This is a genomic window from Cupriavidus basilensis (assembly GCF_000876015.1).
Lineage (GTDB): Bacteria > Pseudomonadota > Gammaproteobacteria > Burkholderiales > Burkholderiaceae > Cupriavidus > Cupriavidus basilensis_B.
This window is the reverse complement of record NZ_BBQM01000026.1, coordinates 40,876-59,991: the sequence shown is the minus strand read 5'-3', so window position 1 is coordinate 59,991 and position 19,116 is coordinate 40,876. Positions and strand designations below refer to the sequence as shown.

At 70.9% G+C, this 19,116-nt stretch carries 18 protein-coding genes and 1 pseudogene; 12 read left to right on the top strand and 7 right to left on the bottom strand.

Features of this window, described 5'->3' with window-relative positions; all coding sequences use genetic code 11:
* Both KF708C_RS28680 and KF708C_RS28675 read right to left on the bottom strand, forming a co-directional pair.
* Positions 1 to 287, bottom strand: a pseudogene (locus KF708C_RS28680) (DUF3108 domain-containing protein); the annotation flags it as partial.
* Positions 288 to 312: 25 nt separating this feature from the next.
* Positions 313 to 1,158: an IclR family transcriptional regulator gene (locus KF708C_RS28675; protein WP_059414729.1), complete on the bottom strand. Its 846-nt coding sequence runs from the start codon at positions 1,156 to 1,158 to the stop codon at positions 313 to 315.
* Positions 1,159 to 1,391: 233 nt separating this feature from the next.
* On the opposite strand from KF708C_RS28675, the gene KF708C_RS28670 reads away from it, so the two are divergent.
* From KF708C_RS28670 to rfaE2, 7 genes are all read left to right on the top strand, one after another.
* Positions 1,392 to 2,429 carry a Bug family tripartite tricarboxylate transporter substrate binding protein gene (locus tag KF708C_RS28670; protein WP_156174012.1) on the top strand — a complete coding sequence of 346 codons (1,038 nt, stop codon included), beginning with the start codon at positions 1,392 to 1,394 and terminating at the stop codon, positions 2,427 to 2,429.
* A gap of 71 nt (positions 2,430 to 2,500) precedes the next feature.
* Positions 2,501 to 3,484 carry a fumarylacetoacetate hydrolase family protein gene (locus KF708C_RS28665; protein WP_059414724.1) on the top strand — a complete coding sequence of 328 codons (984 nt, stop codon included), beginning with the start codon at positions 2,501 to 2,503 and terminating at the stop codon, positions 3,482 to 3,484.
* Between the two features lie 163 nt (positions 3,485 to 3,647).
* Entirely contained in the window at positions 3,648 to 4,529 is an 882-nt protein-coding gene (locus tag KF708C_RS28660; RefSeq protein WP_059414722.1) for an enoyl-CoA hydratase/isomerase family protein, read from the top strand.
* A 105-nt stretch (positions 4,530 to 4,634) separates the two neighbouring features.
* Positions 4,635 to 5,564: a PhaM family polyhydroxyalkanoate granule multifunctional regulatory protein gene (locus KF708C_RS28655; RefSeq protein WP_059414720.1), complete on the top strand. Its 930-nt coding sequence runs from the start codon at positions 4,635 to 4,637 to the stop codon at positions 5,562 to 5,564.
* Between the two features lie 38 nt (positions 5,565 to 5,602).
* A complete protein-coding gene (locus KF708C_RS28650; protein WP_059414717.1) occupies positions 5,603 to 6,844 on the top strand; it encodes a patatin-like phospholipase family protein in 1,242 nt (413 codons plus the stop codon).
* A 210-nt stretch (positions 6,845 to 7,054) separates the two neighbouring features.
* Positions 7,055 to 7,918: a ferritin gene (locus KF708C_RS28645; protein WP_020206569.1), complete on the top strand. Its 864-nt coding sequence runs from the start codon at positions 7,055 to 7,057 to the stop codon at positions 7,916 to 7,918.
* Between the two features lie 136 nt (positions 7,919 to 8,054).
* The gene (gene rfaE2, locus KF708C_RS28640; RefSeq protein WP_059414715.1) at positions 8,055 to 8,549 is read left to right on the top strand and encodes a D-glycero-beta-D-manno-heptose 1-phosphate adenylyltransferase; all 495 of its coding nucleotides are present in this window, start codon (positions 8,055 to 8,057) and stop codon (positions 8,547 to 8,549) included.
* Positions 8,550 to 8,592: 43 nt separating this feature from the next.
* Here the strand turns inward: rfaE2 and KF708C_RS28635 are convergent, their stop codons facing one another.
* From KF708C_RS28635 to KF708C_RS28625, 3 genes are all read right to left on the bottom strand, one after another.
* The gene (locus KF708C_RS28635; protein ID WP_059414712.1) at positions 8,593 to 9,315 is read right to left on the bottom strand and encodes an SPOR domain-containing protein; all 723 of its coding nucleotides are present in this window, start codon (positions 9,313 to 9,315) and stop codon (positions 8,593 to 8,595) included.
* A gap of 71 nt (positions 9,316 to 9,386) precedes the next feature.
* Positions 9,387 to 10,247: a type III pantothenate kinase gene (locus KF708C_RS28630; RefSeq protein ID WP_059414748.1), complete on the bottom strand. Its 861-nt coding sequence runs from the start codon at positions 10,245 to 10,247 to the stop codon at positions 9,387 to 9,389.
* 11 nt (positions 10,248 to 10,258) lie between these two features.
* A complete protein-coding gene (locus KF708C_RS28625) occupies positions 10,259 to 11,143 on the bottom strand; it encodes a biotin--[acetyl-CoA-carboxylase] ligase (RefSeq protein ID WP_059414709.1) in 885 nt (294 codons plus the stop codon).
* Positions 11,144 to 11,356: 213 nt separating this feature from the next.
* Here KF708C_RS28625 and KF708C_RS28620 point away from each other — a divergent pair, with 213 nt between their 5' ends.
* The 5 genes from KF708C_RS28620 to KF708C_RS28600 all read left to right on the top strand — a co-directional run bounded on the left by KF708C_RS28620 (position 11,357) and on the right by KF708C_RS28600 (position 16,361).
* On the top strand, positions 11,357 to 12,529 hold the full coding sequence (locus tag KF708C_RS28620) for an MlaE family ABC transporter permease (RefSeq protein WP_369796940.1): 1,173 nt from the start codon (positions 11,357 to 11,359) through the stop codon (positions 12,527 to 12,529).
* The gene (locus tag KF708C_RS28615) at positions 12,526 to 13,434 is read left to right on the top strand and encodes an ABC transporter ATP-binding protein (protein ID WP_059414706.1); all 909 of its coding nucleotides are present in this window, start codon (positions 12,526 to 12,528) and stop codon (positions 13,432 to 13,434) included. Before KF708C_RS28620 ends, KF708C_RS28615 begins: the two co-directional genes overlap by 4 nt.
* On the top strand, positions 13,431 to 14,372 hold the full coding sequence (locus tag KF708C_RS28610; protein WP_043367619.1) for an MlaD family protein: 942 nt from the start codon (positions 13,431 to 13,433) through the stop codon (positions 14,370 to 14,372). The genes KF708C_RS28615 and KF708C_RS28610 overlap by 4 nt, the downstream gene beginning before the upstream one ends.
* A gap of 134 nt (positions 14,373 to 14,506) precedes the next feature.
* Positions 14,507 to 15,118 (top strand): ABC-type transport auxiliary lipoprotein family protein, encoded by a 612-nt coding sequence (locus tag KF708C_RS28605; protein WP_082080068.1) that lies wholly within the window; start codon positions 14,507 to 14,509, stop codon positions 15,116 to 15,118.
* A 10-nt stretch (positions 15,119 to 15,128) separates the two neighbouring features.
* Positions 15,129 to 16,361: a VanZ family protein gene (locus tag KF708C_RS28600; RefSeq protein WP_059414704.1), complete on the top strand. Its 1,233-nt coding sequence runs from the start codon at positions 15,129 to 15,131 to the stop codon at positions 16,359 to 16,361.
* A gap of 1,007 nt (positions 16,362 to 17,368) precedes the next feature.
* On the opposite strand, the gene KF708C_RS28595 is transcribed toward KF708C_RS28600, so the two are convergent.
* Positions 17,369 to 18,319, bottom strand: a complete 951-nt coding sequence (locus KF708C_RS28595) for a DUF979 domain-containing protein (RefSeq protein ID WP_020205371.1) — start codon at positions 18,317 to 18,319, stop codon at positions 17,369 to 17,371.
* A gap of 6 nt (positions 18,320 to 18,325) precedes the next feature.
* A complete protein-coding gene (locus KF708C_RS28590) occupies positions 18,326 to 19,069 on the bottom strand; it encodes a DUF969 domain-containing protein (RefSeq protein WP_020423918.1) in 744 nt (247 codons plus the stop codon).
* Between the last annotated feature and the right edge of the window lie 47 nt (positions 19,070 to 19,116).

Here is a 19,116-nt window from a genome sequence, read left to right as displayed (position 1 = left end):
CCCGCCGCGGCGGGGCTCGCGGAGCCGCCCGCCAGCGTGGGAGCCTCGGGCGCCGGCACGGCGGGCGGGGTCTCGGGTTGCGGAGCGGGCGCGGGTGCCAGCGTGGGGTGCGCGGGGCGGCGCTTCTGCGCCGGCGGCGGCGCCTTTTCCGCGGGCGGCGCGGGCGGCGGCAGCAGAATCGCTTCGAGCGCGGGCAGGTCGGCGGGATCGACATGCGGCCCCGGCAGATGCATCAGGCCGAGCACGACGCCCAGGTGAACCGCCAGCACCAGCGCGAGCGCCAGCACCCAGCGCAGGCGGCGCGGGCCGGGCCTAGCGGGAGGCGCCTTTCGAATCGTCCGCCCCGTGCGTCGGGCTGCCATCAAGATAACCAAGCTCCGAAGAAATGCGCCGGGCGACGTCGCGCATGCGGCGGTCCACCGCGCCACCCCATTCTGCATCGAATACGCTTTGCGCGCCGAGCGCGATCAGCGCCATCGCGACATGGCCGTTGGCGTCGAACACCGGCATCGAGAACGCATTGATGCCCGGCAGCACGCCGCCCCGGATGCGCGCCGCGCCGCGCGCGCGCACCTCGGCGCAGACCGCGTCGTAGTCGGCCGGCGAGCGCGGCAGGTCGGGCAGGTCGTCGCGGCCGCGCTCGGCCAGTTCCCGTTCGACCAGCGCCCGCGTCTGTTGTTTCGGCAGGTAGGCGCCGAACAGCCGGCCGGTGGCCGAGTTGAGCATGGGCATCACGTCGCCCAGGCGCAGGCTCACCGTCACCGGGTGGCTGGACTCCTCCCAGTGCACGATGGTCGGGCCGTGGTTGCCCCACACGGCGATGCCGACGGTCTGGTCGATCTCGTCGCGCAACTGCGACAGGACCGGGCGCGCCTTCTTGACCGGATCGAGCCGGTTCAGGCCGGCCAGGCCGAGCTGCAGCGCGAACGGCCCGAGGTCGTAGCGGCCGCCCACCGGGTCCTGCGCCACCACGCCCAGGCGCTGGAAGCTGACCAGGTAGCGGTGCGCCTTGGCCGGGTTCATGTCGGCGGCGGCGGCGAGGTCGCGCAGCATCATCGCGCGCGGCGAGGCGGCCAGCGCCTGCAGCAGCTTGAAGCCGACCTCGATCGACTGGATGCCGGAGCGCAGCTTGGAATCGTCTTCTTCGGGTTCGGTCATGCGGCAGCGGGATGGGAGGATGGCGGGGCGGAAAAACGAAACGGCGGACGGCAATGGACGGCGCGCGTCACATTACACCAGACTCGCCGCGCCGGTTCAGCCATGAATTTACTATAGCGAAATCGATTTACCGATTTTTAAACCGCCGGTAGACTTTCCGCGCATAACGAGCCGCCGGCACGACGCCATGCAATGCACATGGCGCGGCCGCCTTCCATCAGGAGACAACCAAGATGACCCGCCTCGCGCCCCGCGGCGACACCGCCGTTTCCGCATCCCGCCGCCGTCCCTTTCGCTTCGCCCGCCCCCTGCCCCTGCTCGCGCTGCTGGCGCTGGGCCTCGCCGCCGGCCAGCCGGCCCGCGCCGCGGACGCGTGGCCGAGCCAGCCGGTGCGCTGGGTGGTGCCCTATCCGGCCGGCGGCGGCACCGACGTGGTGGCGCGCACGCTGGGCCAGGCCATCACGCCGGCGCTGGGCCAGCAGGTGGTGATCGACAACCGCCCCGGCGCCGCCACCATCGTCGGCGCCGACGCGGTGGCCCACGCCAGGCCCGACGGCTACACGCTGCTGACCGCCGACACCGCCACGCTGGCGGCCAATCCCGCGCTCTACAGGAAGCTGCCCTACGACGCCGGCAAGGACTTCGTGCACGTCGGCCTGGTGGCGCGCTTCCCGCTGATCCTGGTGGCCGCGCCGAACTTCCCGGCGCGCACGCTCAAGGAGGCGGTGGAATACGCGCAGCAGAACCCGGGCAAGGTCAATTTTGCCTCGCCCGGCGCCGGCAGCCCGCACCACCTGGCGATGGAGCTGTTCATGGACCAGACCCGCACGAAGATGACGCACGTGCCGTACAAGGGCGCCGCGCCCGCGGTGCAGGACCTGCTGGCGGGCCAGGTCGACCTGATGTTCCTCGACCTCGCCGCGGGCCAGCAGAACATCATCGCCGGCAAGGTGCGCGCGCTCGGCGCGGCCACGCCGCGGCGCCTGGCCGCGCTGCCGGCGGTGCCGACCGTGGCCGAGGCCGGCGTGCCGGGCTTCGAGGCCTACGCCTGGCAGGGCGTGGTGGCGCCGGCGGGCACGCCGCGGCCGGTGGTGGTGCGCCTGAACGCCGAGCTGGCCAGGGCGCTCAGGAGCCCCGAGGTGCAGAAGCGCTTCGAGGGCATCGGCGTGGAGCCGGTGTCCGGCACGCCCGAGGAATTCGCGCAGTACGCGCGCGCGGAATCCGAGCGCTGGGGCAAACTGATCAAGGCCAAGGGCATCACGGTAGACTAGCGGTCGCGCCGCGCCGGCACCGCGAGGATGCGCGGCGCGGCCTTCCGCTTTGTCCCAATGCACCTGAATACATGAAACTCGCCACCCTCAAGGACGGCTCCCGCGACGGCCAGCTCGTGGTCGTCTCGCGCGACCTCAAGACCGCGCACTACGTCAACGACATCGCCGGCAAGCTGCAGACCGTGCTGGACGACTGGCAGTTCTACGCGCCGCAGTTGCAGGACGTCTACGACGCGCTCAACGCCGGCCGCGCGCGCCACCCGTTCGCGTTCGACGCGCGCGCCTGCATGGCGCCGCTGCCGCGCGCCTACCAGTGGGCCGACGGCTCGGCCTACGTCAACCACGTCGAGCTGGTGCGCCGCGCGCGCGGCGCCGAGATGCCGCCCGAATTCTGGACCGACCCGCTCCTGTACCAGGGCGGCTCCGACGACCTGATCGGCCCGCACGACGACATCGTGTGCGCCAGCGAGGCCCACGGCATCGACTTCGAGGCCGAGGTGGCCGTCATCACCGGCGACGTCAAGGCCGGCGCCACGCCCGAGCAGGCCGCCGAAGGCATCCGCCTGCTGATGCTGGCCAACGACGTGTCGCTGCGCAACCTGATCCCGGCCGAGCTGGGCAAGGGCTTCGGCTTCTTCCAGAGCAAGCCGGCCACGGCGTTCTCGCCGGTGGCGGTGACGCCCGACGAGCTCGGCGAAGCCTGGCGCGAGCGCCGCGTGCACCTGCCCATGACCGTGCACTGGAACAGCAAGAAAGTGGGCTGGCCCGACTGCGGCACCGACATGGTGTTCGACTTCGGCCAGCTCATCGCCCATATCTGCAAGACGCGCAACGTGCGCGCCGGCAGCATCGTCGGCTCCGGCACCATCTCCAACGTGGACCGCAGCAAGGGCTACTGCTGCATCGCCGAGAAGCGCATGCTGGAGATCATCGACGGCGGCCAGCCCGTCACCGGCTTCATGAAGTTCGGCGACGCGGTCAAGATCGAGATGTTCGACGCGCAGGGACACTCGGTGTTCGGCGCCATCGACCAGCTGGTGTCGGCGCGCGGCTGAAGTCCGCGCGCGGCGGCATGGCCGGGCGGCGGCGCGGCAGGCACGCTTATAATTGACCGACCGCCCGGTCTGCCAATTACCACCGGCCGCCGGCGGTGCCCCGGGCCGCCTGGCGCGGCCCGGCCCATGTTCCCCTACGGAATGGCCGAGGCCATCGCTGCCCATGAACGCGCTTCCCCCGCAGTCTTCGCCGCCCTCCCCGCCGCAAGGCACTACTCCACCCTCTCCGCTCTCGCCACGCTATGCCCGCTACAGCGCGCTGACGCTGCGCCGGCACGGCCCCATCCTGGAGATCGTGATGGGCGCCGGCCAGTCCGCCAACGGCAAGCTGGCCACCGCCGACGCCAACATGCACCGCGAGCTGGCCGAGATCTGGCGCGACGTGTCCGCCGACCCCGACATCCGCGTGGCGCTGATCCGCGGCGAGGGCAAGGGCTTCTCGGCCGGCGGCGACCTCTCTCTGGTGGAGGACATGGCCAACGACTTCGCCACCCGCACGCGCGTGTGGCACGAGGCGCGCGACCTGGTCTACAACGTGATCAACTGCGACAAGCCGATCGTCTCCGCCATGCACGGCCCGGCCGTGGGCGCGGGCCTGGTGGCCGGGCTGCTGGCCGACATCTCGATCGCGGCGCGCACCGCGCGCATCGTCGACGGCCACACCCGGCTGGGCGTGGCGGCCGGCGACCACGCGGCGATCGTGTGGCCGCTGCTGTGCGGGATGGCCAAGGCCAAGTACTATCTGATGCTGTGCGAGTCGGTGAGCGGCGAAGAGGCCGAGCGCATCGGGCTGGTGTCGCTGGTGGTGGACGAATCGGAGCTGGTCGGGCGCGCCTTCGAAGTGGCGCGCAGGCTGGCCGAGGGCTCGCAGACCGCGATCCGCTGGACCAAGTACGCGCTCAACAACTGGCTGCGCATGGCGGGGCCGTCGTTCGACAGTTCGCTGGCGCTGGAATTCATGGGCTTTGCCGGCCCCGACGTGCGCGAGGGCGTGGCCAGCCTGCGCGAGAAGCGCCCGCCGCGATTCGACCGGGCCGGCGACTGACGCAACACCGACGCAGTAACCCAGGCAGCACCCAGGCAGCACGATTGATGCAGTTCGACCCAGCAGCCGGCGCCGCCGGCTGCCGACCCGCGGAGGCGAGTAACCATGTTCGGCCAGATTCCAGATTTCACCAACGGCTTCGAGTTCCTGCGCAAGATGTGGGGCAGCGCCGCGGGCATGCCCGGCGGCCTGATGCCCGGCCTGCAGGCCATGACCCCGCCGATGGACCTGGAAGAACTGGAAAAGCGCATCCACGACCTCAAGGCCGTGGAGGGCTGGCTGCAGCTCAACGTCAACCTGCTGCGCACCACCATCCAGGGCCTGGAAGTCCAGCGCGCCACGCTGGTGGCCTTGCAGACCTTCGGCAGCGCGCTCTCGCCCGAGGCCATGCAGAGCGCGATGGAAAACGTGGCGCGCGCCGCCAACGCGCCCAGCGCGGTGCCGCCGCACCAGCGCAGGGAGGAGCCCGCCGGCTTCGGCGCGCGCGCCGAGCCCACGGTGGAGGAAAACGAGGACGACGAGGACGAAGGCCCGCCCGAAGCCGCGCAGACACCCCAGGCCGAGGCCGGCGAGGCCAAGCGCCAGGACAGCGCCGCGGCGCCCAACGCCGGGCTCTGGTGGGACATGCTGCAGCAGCAGTTCAACCAGATCGCCGCCAGTGCCGCCAGCGCCAGCCTGAACCCGTTCGGCAACCTCGGCGGCTTCGGCATGCCGGGCGCCGCGCCGGCCGCGCCGGCGCGTGCCGGGAAGGCCGCCGACCCGGCCCGGCCGGCGAAGAAAAAGACCGCGGCCCGCAAGGTCGGCGCCAAATCCACGTCCAAGTCCAAGCCCAAGACCACATCCGGGCCCGTACCCAGGACTGCGGCCAAGACGGTAGCCAAGACCGCGTCCAAGACCGGCGCCAAGACAGCCGCCAGGCCCGCGCGCAAGGTGCCGGCCCCGCGCCCGGCAGCCGTGCAGGACACCGCCACGCCCGCCGACACCGCGCCCGGGACCGGCGGCAAGCCGGACACCGAGCCCGGCGGCGAGCGCTGACCGACCGCCCCACCGCCCCCGAGCCCAGCCCCCGACGCATGCCGGCACCGAAACCGACTTCACTCATCATGATGGGCGGCGGCGCGCGCGCCGCCTACCAGGCCGGCGTGCTGCGCGGCATCGCGCGCATCGCCGCGCGCCACGGGCTGGACCGCAGCCGCATTCCGTTCGACATCATCTGCGGCACCTCGGCCGGCGCCATCAACGGCGCCGGCATGGCCATCAACGCCGCCAACTTCCGCGCCGCCGCCGACAGCCTGGCCGCGCTGTGGAGCGGCATCCATGCCGAGGACGTCTACCGCACCGGGCTGGTGGGCGTGGGCGCCTCGGGCGCGCGCTGGCTGTCCGCGCTGGCCTTCGGCTGGGTCACGCGCCGCGCGCCGCGCGCGCTGTTCGACAACGAGCCGCTGGGCGGCATGCTGGGCGAGCTGTTCGATCCCGAGCGCGTGCAGGTCAGCCTCGACGCCGGCGACCTGCAGGCCTTCGCCGTGACCGCGCTGTCCTACACCACCGGGCGCCACGTCACCTTCTACCAGTCGCACCACCGCATCCACCCGTGGAAGCGCAGCCAGCGGCTGGCGGTGGAGGCCAAGATCGGCGTGGACCACCTGCTGGCCTCGTCCTCGATCCCGTTCCTGTTCCCGGCGCTGCCGCTCGAGCTGGAAGGCCATCACGAGTGGTTCGGCGACGGCACCATGCGCCAGATGTCGCCGCTGTCGCCGGCCATCCACCTGGGCGCGTCGCGCATCCTGGCCATCGGCGCCGCCTCGCGCCAGCGCCCGGGCTGGTTCGACACCGTGCCCGCGGGCGGCTACCCGTCGCTGGCGCAGGTGGGCGGGCAGGCGCTGGCCAGCATCTTCCTCGACGGCCTGTCGGCGGACCTGGAGCGCCTGCAGCACATCAACAGCCTGCTCGCGCGCATGCCGGAGATCGCCAACGACAGCGAGGGCTGGCGCCCGGTGGAGGTGATGACGATCTCGCCCAGCGAGCCCGTCGAGGCCATCGCCGCGGCGCACGTGCACCGGCTGCCGCGCACCGTGCGCGCCCTGCTGACCCCGCTCGGCGGCACCGAGGCGCGCGGCGCCGCCTTCGCCAGCTACCTGCTGTTCGAGCCCGAATTCACCCAGGCGCTGATCGACCTCGGCGAGCGCGACGCGATGGCGCAGCAGCACGAGCTCGCCGCCTTCCTGTATGGCGTCATCCCGCCCGACGGCGACGCGCCCGCCGCGGCGGCGGCCGCGCCCGCCGAGCTTGCGCCGCCGGCCGGCGTGACGGCCTGAGCGGACCGGCCCGGCGCGTATCCCGGCGGGCGCTTTTCCGGGCGCATGCCGCATGCGGGCGGCCGGCAAGCGGCCAGCCGCGCGCGATATTCGCCCATAACTTGGTGTTTTACCGCTCCGGATGTCTCCAGCCGCTTGCATTCAGCGCAAAAAGGGCGTTGGGAATAATTCGCATCTGTTAGAATCTGCCCGTAATTTCAAAGGCTTACCATGCTCTACCCCGAACTGTTCAAATCGCTGGAAGCGGTCCGTTGGCACATGGACAAGGACATCCCCTGGGATTCCTTCGACGCGAGCCTGCTCACCGACGACCAGGCCAAGACGATTCGCATGAACGCCATCACCGAATGGTCGGCCCTGCCCGCCACCGAGATGTTCCTGCGCGACAACCGCCACGATTCCGACTTTTCGGCCTTCATGAGCATCTGGTTCTTCGAAGAGCAGAAGCATTCGCTGGTGCTGATGGAATACCTGCGCCGCTTCCGCCCGGACCTGGTGCCGACCGAGGAAGAGCTGCACGCGGTGCGCTTCGAGTTCGACCCGGCCCCGCCGCTGGAAACCCTGATGCTGCATTTCTGCGGCGAGATCCGCCTCAACCACTGGTATCGCCGCGCCGCCGAATGGCACACCGAGCCCGTGATCAAGCAGATCTACCGCACGCTGTCGCAGGACGAGGCCCGCCACGGCGGCGCCTACCTGCGCTACATGAAGAAGTACCTGGTCCAGTTCGGCGACAGCGCGCGCTCGGCCTTCGCCAAGATCGGCGTGCTGATGGCCTCGGCGCGGCGCACCGACAAGCCGCTGCACCCGACCAACCTGCACGTCAACAAGACGCTGTTCCCGAACGACACCATCCAGTCGCGCCTGCCCGACCCGGACTGGCTCGAGCACTGGCTCGACGAGCAGATCCGCTTCGACGAAGGCTGGGAGAAGAAGGTCATCGAGCGCATCCTGCACAATATGTCGCTGCTGTTCGAGCGCACCTTCGAGACGGTGCAGGACCTGAACCGCTACCGCAAGGAACTGAACGCGCGCCTGCAGGCCGCGGGCGGCGCCCAGCCGGCGCAGGCCTGATCCTTCAGGCGATGGGCTCCGTCGGATGACGGCGCTTCAGGCCGCCGGCGACGTCAGCCTGCCGGAGGTCCGCCAGCCACCCGAAGCCCCATCGTATGATGGGGCTTTGTCTTTTCCAGCCAAACCCGCCACCGCCATGCTCCCCGCTTCCTTCGAATCCAAACTGGTCCCGCCCGACGACGCCGCCGCGCTGGCCCGGCAACTGGCCGCGCTGCCGCGCCCGATGGTCTTCACCAACGGCGTGTTCGACATCCTCCACCGCGGCCACGCCACCTACCTGGCGCAGGCCAGGGCGATGGGCGCGAGCCTGGTGGTGGGCGTGAACAGCGACGCCTCGGTGCGCATGCTGGGCAAGGGCGACGACCGCCCGCTCAACCACGAGGCGGACCGCATGGCGCTGGTGGCCGCGCTCGCCTCGGTGGACCTGGTGGTGATGTTCCGCGAGAAGACGCCGGTGGCGCTGATCCGGCTGGTGCGCCCGGACATCTACGTCAAGGGCGGCGACTATGACATCGACACGCTGGAAGAAACCCGGCTGGTGCGCAGTTGGGGCGGGCAGGCGCACGCCATCGCGTTCCTGCACGACCGCTCCACCACCAAGCTGCTGACCAAGGTGCGCCAGGGCGGCTGAACCCCGGGCCGCGCAACCACGCCAGGATTCTCTTGAAACAGCCTCAGGCGCAGGTCAGCAGGTCGGACACGCCGTAGCGCCGGCGCACCTCGTCGAGCCGCGTGCGCAGCGCGGCGTCGGCATTGCGCACGCGCAGCCACTGGCGCGTGAGCGGATGCGGCGCGTCGCTCAGCAGCGCGGTGCGCACGCCGTGCTCGCGCAGGTTGTCCAGGAAATGCTCGGCGTGGTCACGCTCCTGGAACAGGCCCAGCGATACCGTGTAGGTCAGCGGCGAGCCGCCGCTGACCACCGCCACGTCGGTGACGTTGCGCCGGCGCAGCTCGCCGAGCTTGCGCTCCACGCTCTCGCGCGAAGGCTGCGGCGGCAGGTGGACCCACCAGCGCGCCTGCTCCTGCCGCTCGAACTGCTCCACCCGCCACGCGCCCGGCGGCGCGCCGGCCAGCTCGTCGGCCACGCGCCGCACCAGATCCCCGTTGAAGCCGCCGATTTCCACGCAGGCCGAGGCCACCGGCGTGAGCGCGGCCGCCTGCGCGGCGCTGGCGCCCGGCGGCGTGGCCGGCGCCGCCACCGCGGGCGCGGAGGCCGCGCCCTGCTGCCCGGCCATCTGGCGGAAGCGCTCGGCGCGCGCCTGCTGGGCGGCGCGCTCGGGCTCGCGCGGGCTTTCGAGCCAGCCCGACAAGGGCCGCGGGCCGAAGGCGCCGAGCACGGCGGCCAGCAGCAAGGCGTTGCACAGGACCAGCAGGATGAGCAGGTTTCGCAGGAGCATGGGGCGATGCGGGCGGAACGTCAGGCAGCGCGCGCGCGGCGCGCGGAACAGGTTGGGAAGACCATGCGCGGTCAGTCCGGCAGGATGCCCGCGCCGTGCTGCGCGGCCATGACATGCAGGCCGAGCAGCACGAGATTATCGTGCATCTCGAACGGCATGCAGAGCGCCTGGGCAAGGATGTGGCGCGCGCCGCCCGAGATCAGGCAGCGCACCGGGCCGCGTCCGGACAGCGCGCGCCAGGTGCGCTCCACCGCACCGGCCTGCGCGGCCAGGCAGCCGGCGGCGATGGCGTCGCGCGTGTTGTCGGCCCACGGCACGGACAGGCCGGCATCGCTGGCGTCCAGCGTGGGCAACTGCGCCGTGTTGCGCGCCAGCGCGCCCAGCATCAGGTCCACCCCGGGCAGGATCAGGCCGCCTTCGAAGCGGTCCTGCGCGCTCACCACGTCGAGCGTGGTGGCGGTGCCGGCGGTAACGATCAGCAGCGCGCCCTGCGGGCGGTAGCGGCGCGCGCCGATGCTGCCGGTCCAGCGGTCCACGCCGAGCTGGCAGGGATCGCGGTAGCCGTTGACGAGGCTGCCGAAGCGCGGCGCCGAGCGCACCCAGGTGACGCCGGCGCCGGCGCCGAACACGGCATCGAGCGCGGCCCGCAGGCTGGCCGCCACGGCCGTGCCGGCCACGTTGCTGACCCACACCTGCGGCCGCGCGCCGCCAGCGGCGTCGCGCAGCGCGCCCCACTGCGGCAGCAGCGCGGCGAGCTCGCCGTGGGCCGCCGCGCCGGCGTGCCGCCACGGCGTGGGCAGCGGGCCGTCGGCCGGCGCGTCGGCGGCGGCGGCGGCGGCGTCAGCGGCGGCGGCGGCGGGCGAGTCCTGCGTGCACCAGGCCCATTTCAGGCGGGTGTTGCCGATGTCGATCAGCAGCCGCGGCGCCGGCATGGCGGCGGCGCTCATGCCGGCGCCCCGCCCGCGCCGGCCGGCGCGGCCCGCAGCGATACCTCGCCACTGGAGATGCACTCCAGCCCGGCGGCCGTTTCCAGCAGCAGTTGGCCGTCGCCGTCGACGCCGCGCGCCAGGCCCTCGGCCTGCACCTGGCCGTCGTGCAGCAGGCGCACCGGCTGGTCGCGGAAGGCGTCGCGCGCCGACCAGCGCGGCGCCATCGGCGCGAAGCCGTCGGCGATGAAGGCCGCGCGCATCGCCGCCAGCCGGTTCAGCACGGCGGCCAGCAGCGCGGTGGGATCGGGCGCGGGCAGGTATTCGGCCACGCCGGCCAGCTCGCGCCCGAGCGCGGCCTCCATCTGCGCGTCGCGCACCAGGTTCAGGCCGATGCCGATCACCGCCCAGACCCGCCGCGGCCCCGCCGGCACCGACTCGATCAGGATGCCGGCCAGCTTGCGGCCGCCGATCTGCAGGTCGTTGGGCCACTTGAGGCGGACCGCGGCGCCCAGGCGCGCGTCGTGGTCCGCCAGCGCCTCGGCCAGCGCCAGGCCGACCGCCAGGCTCAGCCCGCTGAGCTGCGACGGCGCCAGCGGCAGCGGCAGCGCGACCGAGAAGGTCAGCCCGGCCTGCCCCTGCCACGGGCGGCCCTGGCGCCCGCGCCCGGCGGTCTGGTTGTAGGTCAGGCGCAGCGTGCCGGCCTCGCCCCACGGCGCGGCGCGGCTGGCCAGCATGAGGTCGGCGTTGGTGGAGCCGGTTTCGTCGACCGCCCCGAGGGCCCAGCCGCGCGCGTCGCCGTCCAGCGCGGCGCGCAGGCGGTCCATGTCGATGCGCCAGGCCGGCGGCGGCGAAGAGGGCAAGAGTGACGAAGGCGGCGGCAGCGGAGAGTCAGCGGACATGCGGGGCGATGGGCACGGAAAACACGGAAAGCGCGAACATGGAGAAGCGCCGTGGCGCGCGTGGCGGGGCCGGCGCGGCAGGGCCTGCCCGCATTGTAGCCGCGCCGTCCGCGCGGCAAGTGCGCGGCAAGCATGGGACAAGCGCGCAGGCGGGACGCACGGAACGCGGAAAATCCGCGGCCGGCGCGCGGCCCCGTCCTTCCGGCGCCCGCTATGCCTGCGCGTGGCTTAGAATCGAGACTTGCCCATCACTTCCCCCATCCATTGGAAAGCCTGAGCACGCCAGCCATTGAAGTGACGCGCGCGGACGGCGCGGCAACGGCGCACCTGCGCGGCGACTGGACCGCGCTCGCGCTGTCGGACTGCCATCGCGCCCGCGCGCTGCGCCACGAACTGCACACGGTCGGCGCCGACGCGCAATGGTCGCTGGCGGGCCTGGGCCGGCTCGACCACGTCGGCGCGCAACTGATGTGGCAGGCCTGGGGCAGCAAGCTGCCCGAGCGGCTGGAAGCCAATGAAGCCCAGCGCCGCGTGTTCGGCCGCGTGGCCGGGCTGCGCCGCGAAAACTGGAAGAAGCACATGGTGGACCGCTTCAACCCGGTCACGCTGCTCGGCGCCTCGATCCTGTCGATGCTCGCGCAGCTCGCCAACGGCGTGACCATGCTGGGCCAGCTCGCCTTCGACCTGCTGCGCTTCGCGCGCGCGCCGCAGCGCGGGCCGTGGCGCGAGATCTCGGCCAACATCTACAGCATCGGCTACAAGGCGCTCGGCATCACCGCGCTGGTGGGATTCCTGATCGGCATCGTGCTGTCCTACCTGTCGGCCAACCAGTTGCGCATCTTCGGCGCCAGCATCTTCATCGTCAACATCCTCGGCATGGCGGTGATCCGCGAGCTCGGGCCGGTGCTGGCGGCGATCCTGATCGCCGGGCGCTCGGGCTCGGCCATCACCGCGCAGATCGGCGTGATGCGCGTGACCGAGGAGCTCGACGCCATGCGCGTGATGGGCATCTCGCACGGCTTCCGGCTCATCATGCCGCGCGTGATCGCGCTGGCCGTGGCGATGCCGCTGCTGGTGGCCTGGACCGACGTGATGGCGCTCAGCGGCGGCATGCTGGCCGCGCACTTCCAGCTGAACATCAGCGCGGCCTTCTTCCTGCGCGCGCTGCCCGACGCCGTGCCGGTGGCCAACCTGTGGCTGGGGCTGGGCAAGGGCGTGGTGTTCGGCATGCTGATCGCGCTCACGGCCTGCCACTTCGGCCTGCGCATCCAGCCCAACACGCGCAGCCTGGGCGAAGGCACCACCGCCTCGGTCGTGACCTCGATCACCGTGGTGATCGTGGCCGACGCGATCTTCGCCATCCTCTTCAAGGACGTCGGCATATGAACGCGGCAGCCATCGCGCCCTCCGCGCCGGGCGGCGTGCAACCCGACCAGCGCACCACCGTGATCGAGGTGCGCCACCTGGTCAAGCGCTTCGGCGAGGCGGTCGTGCACGACGATCTGAACCTCGACGTCTACCGCGGCGAGGTGCTGTCCATCGTGGGCGGCTCGGGCAGCGGCAAGACCGTGCTGCTGCGCCAGATCGTGGGGCTGGAGCGCCCCACCTCGGGCACCATCCGCGTGTTCGGCGAGGACCTCAAGACGCTCGGCGCGGCCGCGCTGCAGGCGCTGCGCAACCGCTGGGGGCTGCAGTTCCAGCGCGGCGCGCTGTTCTCGGCGCTGTCGGTGATCGACAACATCGCGCTGCCGCTGCGTGAACTTCGCACCCTGCCCGACGATCTGATCTGCCAGGCTTCGCTGCTCAAGCTGCAACTGGTGGGCCTGAGCGCGCGCGACGCGGACAAGATGCCGTCCGACCTGTCCGGCGGCATGATCAAGCGCGTGGCGCTGGCGCGCGCGCTGGCGCTGGAGCCGGAGCTGGTGTTCCTGGACGAGCCCACCGCGGGGCTGGACCCGATGGCCTCGGACGACTACGTGGCGCTGATCCGCGAGCTGCGCCGCGAGCTGGGGCTGACCGTGGTGATGGTGACGCACGACCTCGACACGCTGGTGGCGCTGTCGGACCGCGTGGCGGTGCTGGCCGACCACAAGGTGCTGGCGGCGCGGCCGATCCGCGAGCTGGTGCGCATCGACCACCCGTTCATCCGCGAATATTTCCTCGGCGAGCGCGGGCAGCGCGCCATGCAGGCCCTGCCCCCGGCGCCGGCGCCGGGACCGGCAAGTCCGGCGCATCCGGCAAGTCCGGCGGATGCGCCGGATCCGGCGGGCCCGCAACCTGGAGAAGCATGATGGAAAACAAGTCACACGCCTTCCTGGCCGGCGTGTTCACGATCGGCCTGGCGGTCCTGGTGCTGTTCTCGATCTTCTGGTTCAGCAGCGACCACGCCGTGCTCGTGCCCTACGACCTCATCACCCGCTCCACCGTCAACGGCCTCGGCCCGCAGGCCGACGTCAAGTACCGCGGGCTGGACGTGGGCAAGGTGGACTCGATCCGCTTCGACCCCGCCGTGCCGGGCCAGATCATCGTGCGCGTGAGCGTCGACCGCAACACCCCCATCACCACCACCACCTACGCCACGCTGAGCTTCCAGGGCGTGACCGGCATCGGCTACGTGCAGCTCGACGACACCGCCACGCAGAACGGCGGCCAGCCCTCGCCGCACCTGCCGACCTCGCCCAAGTCGGTGGCGCGCATCGCCATGCGCGCGGGCTTCTTCGAGGAGCTCGAAAAGCGCGGCGACTCCCTGCTCACCCAGCTCGAGACCCTGATGGACTCGCTCGGCGACATGTTCCAGCCCAACAACCGGCGCGACCTGATGGAGGCGATCCGCTCGGTGCGCACCACCGCCAACGACTACTCGCGCCTGGCCCACACGATCGAGCCGGCGATGCGCCAGTTGCCGCAGGTCACGGAAAACCTCAACGCCACGCTGGCCTCCACGCGGCGCCTGACGCAGGAGCTGGCCAGCCCGGACGGCACCGTGCTGCGCACCGTGGGCAGCATCGGCCGCGACCTGCAGGGCGCCGCCGATTCGGTGCAGTCGGCCGCCGCCGGCGTCAGCCAGGACACGCTGCCGCAGGTCAACGGCCTGGCCCGCGACGCGCGCCAGACCATACGCAGCATCGACCGCGCCGCCAGCCAGTTCAACGACAGCCCGCGCAGCGTGCTGTTCGGCGGCCCGTCGGCCGCGCCGGGGCCGGGCGAACCCGGCTTCACGGCGCCGTGAAGCCATCGACGCGCCCCCTCGCCACCGCCGCAGCCATCCGCCGCGATAAGGAAGCCGCCATGCAGGAAGCCGCCATGCCGCGTACCCGCGCCAACCCTCCGAGCCAACCGCCTGCGGGCCAACCCGGGCACGCCATGATGCGCATCGCCGCCCGCTTCCGCGCCGGCACCGGCGCGCTGGCCGCCCTGGCCGTCGCCGCCGCGCTGGGCGGCTGCGCGTTCGCGCCGGCCGCGCCCACCGTCACCTACGACCTCGGCCCGCCCGCCGGCGCCGCGCCCGGCGCCACGCCGCTGCCGCGGCTGCGCGTGGCGCAGACCGACGGCCCGACCTGGCTCGACGGCAACGGGCTCTACTACCGCCTGCACTACGCCCAGGCCGAGCGCCTGCAGCCCTACGCCACCCAGCGCTGGGTGATGTCGCCGGTGCGCCTGTTCGACGAGCGCCTGCGCGAAGCGGTGGCCTCGCGCGGCGCGCTGACCTGGTACGGCGACACCGCCGCGCCGGCGGTCAAGGTCGACATGCTGGAGTTCGAGCAGGTCTTCGACAGCGCCAGCGCCAGCCGCGGCGTCATTCGCGTGCGCGCCACGGTGTTCCGCAGCGGCCTGATCGGGCAGAAGACCTTCGTCGCCGAGCAGCCCGCGCCCACGGCTGACGGCGCCGGCGGCGTCAAGGCGCTGGCCGCGGCCAGCGACGCCATCATCGCCGCCATCCTCGACTGGGCGGCCACGCTGCCGCTGCAGCAATAGGCGCCACCGCATGGCATCGGCTCCCCCGCCGTCCTCCCCGCCCCCCGAGCTGCCGTCCGCGCCGCCACCGGCATCGCGCCACTCGCCGCTGGCGCGCGTGGGCCTGCTGTGCTTCACGCTGCTGGTGGTCTACGGCAGCCTCTACCCGTTCAGCGGCTGGACCGACAACGGCATCTCGCCGCTGGCCTTCCTCACCGCGCCCAAGCCGCGCTACCTGACCGAGTTCGACATCATCACCAACGTGCTCGGCTACTGCCCGTTCGGCGCGCTGGTGGTGCTGGCCCTGCACCCGCGCGTGTCCGGCGCGCGCGCCACGCTGCTGGCGCTGGCCGCGGGCGCGGTGCTGTCGGGCGTGATGGAGGCGCTGCAGACCTGGCTGCCCAACCGCATCTCGTCCAACATCGACCTCATCACCAACGCGCTGGGCGCGCTGCTCGGCGGCGCCGTGGTGGCGCCGTTCTCGGCCGCGCTGATCGACCGCGGCTCGCTGCGCCAGCTGCGCATGGCGTGGTTCGAGCCGCATGCCAGCTTCGCCATCATCCTGATGCTGCTGTGGCCGCTGGCGCAGATCTTCCCGCAGGACTACCTGTTCGGCATGGGCGGCATCGTGCGCGAGTGGCTGTCCGATCCCGACTCATGGCCGGTGCAGTGGCTGCAAGGCATGTTCCCCGCGCTGCCCGGCATGATCGAAAGCATCGGCCTGCTGCGCCCCGACGACGCGCAGGGCCAGCAACTGGTCGAGTCGCTGGTGACGGCATGCGGCTGGGTCGGCACCGGCCTGTTCGCCTCCGCCGCGATGCGCCGCCATGCGCCGATGCTGCGCATCCTCGCCGGCCTGCTCGCCGCCACGCTGCTGCTCAAGGCGGTGGTGGCGGAAATCCAGTTCCCCGACGACAACGCCTTCAACTGGCTGTCCGACGCGGGCCGCTTCGCGCTGCTCACCGGCTCGCTGGTGCTGGTGCTGCTGCTGCGCCTGCCGCGCTGGCTGCGCGGCGCGCTGGCGCTGGCCACGCTGATGGTGCTGCTGGTGCTGTGCAACCTGCTGCCGCCGAATCCGTACTCATGGATCTCGGAACAAGGCTGGCGGCTCGGGCGCTTCATCCACTTCAACAGCCTGTCGCAATGGCTGGGGTGGCTGTGGCCGTTCCTGGCGCTGTTTTATCTGGTCTGGCGGTTTGAGCAGTTTCAGATTGACCGGCGGAGTTTGCGGAGGGCGAGGAGGAGGAGGGGTGGGGGGGGGTGAGGGGGATGCCTGTGTCTGTGGGCCTGGCGGCCCGGGATTTGTGGTCCATTTGCGCTGCTTGGCGTCAAGCTTCGGCTTAAAAATTTGCGGCTGGACGTCGACTTCTGGACGTCGACTTCTGAATGTCGACTTCTGAATGTCAACGGTTGAACGTCAAAGTCAACTTCAAAGTCAAAGGCTTTCGCTCCCCCGGAGCGACCTACTTTCTTTTCCCCGAAAAGAAAGTAGGCAAAGAAAGCGGGCTGCCTGGCCGGCAGGGGCAGAAACGTTGGGATTTCTAGTGTTGCTGGTTTCGTGGTGGGGGCGGTGGTTCTGCTGGGATTCTGCCGGTACCAGTTTTGGCGGCCACTGTCTCTCGGGTGGTGTTCGATTCGTGGTGGCGCTGCATGATGGCGGAGGTCCAGGCCCTTCGGGCTGCTGCCGCGACCGGGGCGGAGGGGATCGTCGTAGGGGCGGTGCTGGTTTCGTGGTGGGCGTGGTGGCCCCCATTCGATCTCGGTGCCAAACGGTTTTGACTTGAGAGGCAATCCGATTCAAAGCAACCCAGCACACCCGCGCGGGGTCCACCGCGCCCACCATGAAACCAGTGCCGGTGCTACGCCGTGACCGCCAAAACCGGTAACGGCAGATGGCCGAACCAGCAGTGTGCCGGCCATCATAGGTCTGACCCCGAAACCCATACCGCCAGCCAGATCGTGGCCAGCCGAACCGGTAACGGCAGGATGCCAGCAGAACCGCAAGCCCCACCACGAAACCAGAAACACCAGAAACCCCAACGTTTCTGCCCCTGCCGGCCAGGCAGCCCGCTTTCTTTGCCTACTTTCTTTTCGGGGAAAAGAAAGTAGGTCGCTCCGGGGGAGCGAAAGCCTTTGACTTTGTCTTTGACTTTGACGTTCAGAAGTTGACGTTAAGAAGTTGACTTTGAAGTTAAAGCCCTTAAGGCCGTTGAAGTTAAAGCCCCCCCAAAAAAATCCACTCTAACCCCAACGCCAAAACTCAAAAAAACCTCACATCAAGAAATACAACAACCCAATATTAGCCACCAAAATCAACAACGCCGTAGGCACCTGCGCCCGAATCACCGCATTCTTGTCGTCGAGCTCCAGCAGCGCCGCCGGCACGATATTGAAGTTGGCCGCCATCGGCGTAAGCAGCGTGCCGCAGTATCCCGAGAACATCCCGATGGCCGCCATCACCGCCGGGTTGCCGTGGAACATGTTGACCAGGATGGGCACGCCCACGCCGCCGGTCATCACCGGGAACGCGGCGAAGCCGTTGCCCATGATGACGGTGAACAGCGCCATGCCCACGCAGTACACCACCACGGCCACCAGCTTGTAGTCCATGTTGATGTAGGCGGTGGTCAGGTGCGCCACGGCCTTGCCCACGCCGGCGTCGGCGAACACCAGGCCCAGCATGGCCAGCATCTGCGGCAGCACCAGCGCCCAGCCGAGCGACTCGGTCAGGCGGCGCGATTCGCGCATGCCCTGCATCACGGTGTCGCGGGTGAGCCAGCATGCGGTGCCGAGCGCGATCAGGCAGCCGATGCCGAGCGACACGAAGGTCACGTTCTTGGGGTCGAGCAGCGGCAGGCCGGCGAGCTTCACGTCCTTGAACAGCACGGTGCCGATCACCGTCACCAGCGGGATCAGCAGCGCCGGGATGAACAGCTTGTTGCTCAGGCGCTTGGCCGAGGCGCGGCGCTCGCCCTCGGGCAGGGTGCCGTGCTTGCCGTGGCCCACGCCGCCGAAGCCGGCGATCAGCGCCATCACCACCGCGCCGATGCCGACGATGGCCGGCGGCAGCTTGTCGCCGACCAGGAAGACCAGCGCGTAGAGCGCCCAGAACAGGCCGGTGGAGAGGCGGCGCGGATGCTCGCGGTCGGCGAAGGTCATCAGCGCGGTGATGGCCAGCACCAGGCCGGCGAGCCAGTAGAGATAGTCGATGGATACGATCATGATGGCTTACTCCCCGCCCTTGGCGTTGGCTGCGACACCGGCTGCGCCGGGCGCGGCGGCGCGGCCGCCCATCTCGCGGGCCAGCCAGCCGTCCAGGCGCTTGAGGCGCACCGCGTGGATCAGGAACGCGCAGACCGCGGTGGGGATGCCCCACACGGCGATGTGCAGCGGCTCCACGTCGATGTTCGACGACAGCAGGAAGGTGTGCATCAGCGCGATCGCGCCGAACGCCACGAAGATGTCCTCGCCGAAGAACAGGCCGACGTTGTCGGTGGCCGCGCAGAAGGCCAGCACGCGCTGGCGCACCGGCTCGGGCAGCTTGCCGAAGCGCGCTTCCGCCGCGCCTTCGGCCATCGGCGCGAGCAGCGGGCGCACCATCTGCGGGTGGCCGCCGAGGCTGGTCAGGCCGACGGCGGCGGTCAGCTCGCGCACGCCGAGGTAGACGATCAGCAGGCGCCCGACGGTAGCCGAGGCGATGCGCGAGATCCACGCCTGCGCGTGCTCGCGCAGCCCGTGCCGCTCGAGCAGGCCGATCACCGCCAGCGGCAGCAGGATGATCAGCGGCAGGTTGCGCGTCTTGACGAAAGCGGTGCCGATCGCAGTGAAGATCTGCGTGACCGGCATGCTCGCGGCAAGGCCCGTGGCGATGGCGGCCAGGGCCACCACCATCATGGGATTGAAGCGCAGCACGAAGCCGAGAATGATGATACCGACCCCGACTAGGGGCCAGAGATTGACTGCCTGTTCCATGAGAGACACCAGTAGCGTGTGATGGAGGCGAGTGCCCTGCGCCGCGT

Excerpts from the sequence above, each read along its gene's own strand:
- KF708C_RS28675 (WP_059414729.1), bottom strand. The coding sequence starts at position 1,158 with ATGACCGAACCCGAAGAAGACGATTCCAAGCTGCGCTCCGGCATCCAG.
- KF708C_RS28670 (WP_156174012.1), top strand. The coding sequence starts at position 1,392 with ATGACCCGCCTCGCGCCCCGCGGCGACACCGCCGTTTCCGCATCCCGC.
- KF708C_RS28665 (WP_059414724.1), top strand. The coding sequence starts at position 2,501 with ATGAAACTCGCCACCCTCAAGGACGGCTCCCGCGACGGCCAGCTCGTG.
- KF708C_RS28660 (WP_059414722.1), top strand. The coding sequence starts at position 3,648 with ATGAACGCGCTTCCCCCGCAGTCTTCGCCGCCCTCCCCGCCGCAAGGC.
- KF708C_RS28655 (WP_059414720.1), top strand. The coding sequence starts at position 4,635 with ATGTTCGGCCAGATTCCAGATTTCACCAACGGCTTCGAGTTCCTGCGC.
- KF708C_RS28650 (WP_059414717.1), top strand. The coding sequence starts at position 5,603 with ATGCCGGCACCGAAACCGACTTCACTCATCATGATGGGCGGCGGCGCG.
- KF708C_RS28645 (WP_020206569.1), top strand. The coding sequence starts at position 7,055 with ATGCTCTACCCCGAACTGTTCAAATCGCTGGAAGCGGTCCGTTGGCAC.
- rfaE2 (WP_059414715.1), top strand. The coding sequence starts at position 8,055 with ATGCTCCCCGCTTCCTTCGAATCCAAACTGGTCCCGCCCGACGACGCC.
- KF708C_RS28635 (WP_059414712.1), bottom strand. The coding sequence starts at position 9,315 with ATGCTCCTGCGAAACCTGCTCATCCTGCTGGTCCTGTGCAACGCCTTG.
- KF708C_RS28630 (WP_059414748.1), bottom strand. The coding sequence starts at position 10,247 with ATGCCGGCGCCGCGGCTGCTGATCGACATCGGCAACACCCGCCTGAAA.
- KF708C_RS28625 (WP_059414709.1), bottom strand. The coding sequence starts at position 11,143 with ATGTCCGCTGACTCTCCGCTGCCGCCGCCTTCGTCACTCTTGCCCTCT.
- KF708C_RS28620 (WP_369796940.1), top strand. The coding sequence starts at position 11,357 with ATGCCTGCGCGTGGCTTAGAATCGAGACTTGCCCATCACTTCCCCCAT.
- KF708C_RS28615 (WP_059414706.1), top strand. The coding sequence starts at position 12,526 with ATGAACGCGGCAGCCATCGCGCCCTCCGCGCCGGGCGGCGTGCAACCC.
- KF708C_RS28610 (WP_043367619.1), top strand. The coding sequence starts at position 13,431 with ATGATGGAAAACAAGTCACACGCCTTCCTGGCCGGCGTGTTCACGATC.
- KF708C_RS28605 (WP_082080068.1), top strand. The coding sequence starts at position 14,507 with ATGATGCGCATCGCCGCCCGCTTCCGCGCCGGCACCGGCGCGCTGGCC.
- KF708C_RS28600 (WP_059414704.1), top strand. The coding sequence starts at position 15,129 with ATGGCATCGGCTCCCCCGCCGTCCTCCCCGCCCCCCGAGCTGCCGTCC.
- KF708C_RS28595 (WP_020205371.1), bottom strand. The coding sequence starts at position 18,319 with ATGATCGTATCCATCGACTATCTCTACTGGCTCGCCGGCCTGGTGCTG.
- KF708C_RS28590 (WP_020423918.1), bottom strand. The coding sequence starts at position 19,069 with ATGGAACAGGCAGTCAATCTCTGGCCCCTAGTCGGGGTCGGTATCATC.